The sequence below is a fragment of the Aequoribacter sp. genome, assembly GCF_965659035.1.
Classification (GTDB): domain Bacteria; phylum Pseudomonadota; class Gammaproteobacteria; order Pseudomonadales; family Halieaceae; genus Aequoribacter.
On sequence record NZ_CBFHWH010000122.1, the window covers coordinates 1 to 4910 of the forward strand.

At 50.4% G+C, this 4910-nt stretch carries 4 protein-coding genes; 3 read left to right on the forward strand and 1 reads right to left on the reverse strand.

Annotated elements, in window-relative coordinates; translation table 11 throughout:
• Positions 1-218: 218 nt before the first annotated feature.
• On the forward strand, positions 219-2090 hold the full coding sequence (locus ACTF5Z_RS11390; RefSeq protein ID WP_438985741.1) for an N-acyl-D-amino-acid deacylase family protein: 1872 nt from the start codon (positions 219-221) through the stop codon (positions 2088-2090).
• Positions 2091-2148: 58 nt separating this feature from the next.
• Here the strand turns inward: ACTF5Z_RS11390 and ACTF5Z_RS11395 are convergent, their stop codons facing one another.
• Positions 2149-2835 (reverse strand): peptidylprolyl isomerase, encoded by a 687-nt coding sequence (locus ACTF5Z_RS11395; protein ID WP_438985742.1) that lies wholly within the window; start codon positions 2833-2835, stop codon positions 2149-2151.
• A gap of 104 nt (positions 2836-2939) precedes the next feature.
• Here ACTF5Z_RS11395 and ACTF5Z_RS11400 point away from each other — a divergent pair, with 104 nt between their 5' ends.
• Together ACTF5Z_RS11400 and ACTF5Z_RS11405 are read left to right on the forward strand one after the other, a co-directional pair.
• Positions 2940-3977 carry an AraC family transcriptional regulator gene (locus ACTF5Z_RS11400; RefSeq protein WP_438985743.1) on the forward strand — a complete coding sequence of 346 codons (1038 nt, stop codon included), beginning with the start codon at positions 2940-2942 and terminating at the stop codon, positions 3975-3977.
• A gap of 289 nt (positions 3978-4266) precedes the next feature.
• The coding region (locus ACTF5Z_RS11405; RefSeq protein WP_438985744.1) for a TonB-dependent receptor at positions 4267-4910 on the forward strand (644 nt) is incomplete at its 3' end.

The window sequence follows — 4910 nt, forward strand, 5'->3', positions numbered from 1 at the left end:
GTTCTGGCTCATGTTGGCTCCTTGTTTTTTTGGAGTATAGACATCTCAGAGGTTATTGGGGATGGCTAACGAAAATTCCTCATAAGCCAATTGGTCCAGAGTCGCTCCCCGTGTACTTGAGCTCTGACCATCCTCGTAATTAAAGTCTCCTTTGAGGCGTTGCGGGATTCGAGTTCTTACACTAGAGTTGAGAGGATTATAAGAAACAGGTGGTAACGATGTCTGACAGACTTGATGCAGATATTCTCATTACAGGAGCGAAAATTTTCAACAATGGTGATGACGCCGTTATTGAAGATTTGGCGATTGGCAATGGCGTCATTCTTGCGCGAGGAAACCTGGCTGGCAAGGTGGATGCTAAAACGATCATCGACGGTTCGGGCTCCTGGTTGATGCCCGGCCTCTTCGATATTCACACGCATTATGACCTAGAGCTCGAGGTGGCCCCCGATCTGCCGGAGTCTACGCGTCACGGTACGACAACGGTGGTTATTGCCAACTGCAGCTTAGGGTTAGCGTTTGGCAACCAGCGCGATGGCGAGAACGACCCTATCGTGAGTTGTTACGCGCGTGTTGAGAATATTCCAAAACACGTACTGAGCAGTTGTGCCGATAAGGTGAATTGGAGCACGCCAAAAGAGTATCTCGACCATTTAGAGAGCTTAGATTTAGGCCCCAATGTCATACCTTTGTTACCGCATTCAATGCTGCGCATCGATGCAATGGGGTTTAAAGAGAGCATCTCGCGTGACCCAACGGAGGTCGAACTGAGGTCGATGCAAGAAACCTTGGCGCAGGCTATCGACGATGGCTACGCCGGGTTCTCAACTGATGCATTGCCGTTTCATTATTTGGCGGAACAGCCACACGTGGAAAAAACCATTCCGACTCAATTCGCAAAGTATTCAGAGTTAAAAGCCTTAACAAAGGTACTGCGCGAGAAAGATGCTTTGTGGCAGGCAACGCCGCCTAAAGACAGTATTCTTGGCACCTTGAAAACCTTTTTACTGACCAGTGGTCGTCTGCATGGTAAGGCGCTAAAAACCACCGTTGTGGCAGCCATGGATTTTGCTCACAACAAGCGTTTGTCTAAAAGCGCCGTGACCTTGGCCAAGTTGATGAACTCGTCTTTGGTGAAAGGCAAGTTTTATATGCAGGCCTTAGGCGCGCCGTTCAAGGTATGGTCGGATGGCGCGATTACGCCTTTGGCTGAGGAAATTCCCGAGTTGCGTCTGCTGAACGAAACCGATTTGGAAGACCGTGAGGCGCGTCTAAAAATCATGAATAGCCCCGACTTTGCCGAAGCGTTTAAGAAAATGTGGATGACGGGGAAAACCGGTTTTAATTTGGCTCGGTTACGTCGGATATTGAAGGCAGAAGATTTTGCCCTAGATCGTGATTTGCGCAGTATGTTTATCGAGCGCTGTCCTGTTAAATCTTGGGAGGGAGACAGTTTTCAAGCGGTTCTTGATAAACTTCTGTCCTACCAAGGCGGCAGTCTTCAAGGGCTTGCCGTTGACGAAATCGACGCTTTCGACGGTGACTTTGCGTGGGTGAAAGACGAGGCGGATTTGATTCTGCAGATGTTGCGCTCGTTTGATACCGAGCTGACTTGGAATACGACAACGGCGAATCGTGATCCGAAGCGAGTGCGAGAGCTGATTATGGATCCAATTCTGCTGCCGGGCTTTAATGACAGTGGGGCACATTTAACCAATATGGCGTTTTATGATGTAAACCTGCGAAGTTTGAAACTGGCCGCGCAGGGTGGTGATGCTGACGTCAGTTACATGGTGAAACGGCTGACCAAAGACCCGGCGGATATCTTTGGTGTCAAGGCTGGAACCATTTACGTCGGTGATGCCGCTGATTTGATCTTAATTGATCCAGACAAACTAATGGCACATGACGGTGAAGCTTGCGTGCAGCGACGCTATCGCGAGGAGTTCAATCACGAGCAGTTAGTGAATCGTCCTGAAGGGGTTGTGACCTCTGTTGTGATTGGTGGCAAGTTGGCGTGGCAGAATGATGAGCCGACGGAGTCTCTTGGCAAAGAAGCGTTTGGTCGCCTGTTAAAACGTGCGAGCTAGCGACTCTAGGAGTACCAAGGTCGACTCGTGTCGCTCTTGGTCGTTCCTGTTTGAGCGCTCACTTAGGTGCGCGGTAAGCTTTGCGAATCCGGATAGGGGACGTATGTATTTGCCCTTGAAGAAAGCGAATTGATGTTGCCCCATTAGTCTCTTGATTGGCGATAGCGTCTACGGTATCCATACCCTCGAGCACCGTTCCAAAAGCCGGGAATCCATCGGTGTCTGGAACGCTGCGAGCGCCTTCATCGGCCCACGCACAGGCTCGCAAACAGATAAATATTTCTGGAATGACGACGCCAGTGTCGAGTAGATCTCGAGCAAAGCTCACAGTGCCTGCTTGATGACTCAAGCCGGTCTGAGAGGTGCGCTCGACACTCGGTAAGGTGGGCATTTGAAAGTCGTTTGCCGAGACGGGACCGGTTTGGGTTAGCGCGTCTTGTAAAATACCACCCTGAATAATCTGAGGGCCTTCCTCTCCGTCGAGTGAAGCCGAGCGATAAAAGGTTGCGCCATTGTACAAGCCCTGATCAATAATTCGGAGGAAGTAGGCTGATGTCGTCGGTGCATGATCGGTATCGACGGCCAGCACTATATTGCCTAGGTCTGTCTCAAGGACCACGGTCACGACATCTGACTTGCTCGGGTCATTACGTGGCGAGCCTGAGCCAGTTTGAGTGGATTGCCAGTCGGATTGGCAAGCACTCAATGAAACCGCGATCAGGAAACTGAAAAAGAGTGTTTTCATAGTTATCGTGTCACCGTCAATTGTGTTGTCGGCATCACTATAACCCTTGATGGGCAAAGTGAGATACCATTAGGCGACGTGCTGTATATCATTAGGTGACAGAAGTGGAAGCATATCCCACGCGCTACGACAGAAATAACCCTTTGCTGATGTCAGCGGAAATCCTCTTGGGTAGTCTCGAAGCGGCGGAGGAGCTGGGTGTATCGGTTGAGCCATCTCTTGCCTTGGCGCAGATTGACGCGAGCCAATTGCGCCATCCAGATCAGTTTATACCACTGCATAGCGTAGTGGGTTTTTTAAATGATATGGCCGAGCGCTCGGGTTGTGATCATTTTGGGTTTTTGGTCGCATTAAAGCAGCCGCCCTCTCAGTTTGCTCGCGTTGGTCAGCTGGTAAAGTTTGCGGCGACCTTGGGAGAGGCGATTGACGATGCCATTCGGTTCTCCTTACTGAATAGTCAATTCAGTCGCTGGGAGTTAGAGAACGATGGACGCTACGTGACGATGATCCGCCGAACTCGTGTCGCCTATGATGAGCCAATGATTCAGCTGCAGGCTCTAGCGCTTACTGTTGTTTACAAGGCGATGATGGGTTTAGTGGGCGGCGATATCGAACTGCAGCAGGTGTCCTTTGCTCATGCGGCTCACGCCCACCAACGACGAATGGAGGCCTATTTTTCGTGTCCTGTGCTTTTCAATCAGCCTTATAACGCGCTAGTGTTCTCGTGTCGGGCCCTGGAACTCCCCATAGCGAGCGGTGATGAGAAGGTCTATCGCCTCATCAAAGCTCAGTTAGAGAATTTGTCGAAGGGCCTTAACTACGGCGATGATTTGGCCACACGCGTGATCCACCATATTAAGCAGGCAATGGGGTCCCGCTACTGCTCGTTAGAGTTTATTGGTCAAACGATGGGTATCCATCCGCGGACCTTGCAGCGTCAGCTGGCACAAGAGGGCGTAACATTCAAGCAGCTGCTCAACCAAGTACGGCAGGGTTTAGCGGAAGAATATCTCGTTAACTCATCAATCTCGGTTGCCGAGCTGTCCAGCTTTTTGGGCTATCGTAACCCTAGTGCGTTCTCCCGCGCATTCAAACGAGCTTCAGGCCTCTCTCCAGAGCATTGGAAGCTGTCTCGGTCTTAGCGTTTGATGTGCTCACGCTCCTCGGCAGAAAGCGAGTGGTGCTCGCTCGATTGTGATGGGTCAGCGTTGAGCTCGTATCGAGTCTTGGCAACGGTTTGTTTGTCTGCTGGCCCTTAATTTGTCGTTTAATGGTACGTCTCGTGTCGTTTAATGGTATTTTGTTTGTCGCCTAATGATATCTAGACTGCGCCGCTCGCTCGTATAGTTAGCGTGTCAACTTGGCCTCGTACGCCTCAAGCCGTAACGAGTGCCCTAAAAGGTCTTTGATCAATACGTATTACGATAACAAATGGGAGTATCTAGGATGCAAGCACAAAAGCGTTTACAGAAAACGGCAATCGCGGCAGCACTGTTAGCGATAGCTTTTGAAGCACCAGCGCAAACTTTAGAAGAAGTTGTGGTGACCGCTCAACACCGTGAAGAAAATTTGCAGGATGTTCCGATTGCGATTACCGCAATAAGCTCAGAAGAAATCCGTACGGCAGATATTAGCGACCTCAATAGCATCTCAGTACGTACGCCTGGTTTTAGTATGGGCACCTTTACGCCGGCTCAACCTCAGCTCTTTATTCGTGGCGTTGGTTCAAATGCTGACGGCGCAGCAGAAGATCAGTCGGTCGTGGTATTTTTAGACGGTGTGTACGTAGGTCGTACCGCCGGTCAATCGTTTGATTTGTTTGATTTGGAGCGAATCGAGGTCTTGCGTGGCCCTCAGGGAACGCTATACGGTAAAAATGCCGCTGGTGGCGCTATTAATTTGGTGAGCCAAAAACCCAGCGAGACCTTAACGGGTGCTTTGGAAGTGTCAGCGGGTGATCTAGGGTATTTCTCGACGCGCGGCAAAGTATCGGGTCCTTTGTCTGACACACTGTTTGGTAAAGTGTCTTTCACCTACAAAGAGCGCGATGGTTACGTGGATTCGCTCGTTGCAGA

Coding starts and splice junctions, on each gene's coding strand:
- ACTF5Z_RS11390 (WP_438985741.1), top strand. CDS start 219: ATGTCTGACAGACTTGATGCAGATATTCTCATTACAGGAGCGAAAATT.
- ACTF5Z_RS11395 (WP_438985742.1), bottom strand. CDS start 2,835: ATGAAAACACTCTTTTTCAGTTTCCTGATCGCGGTTTCATTGAGTGCT.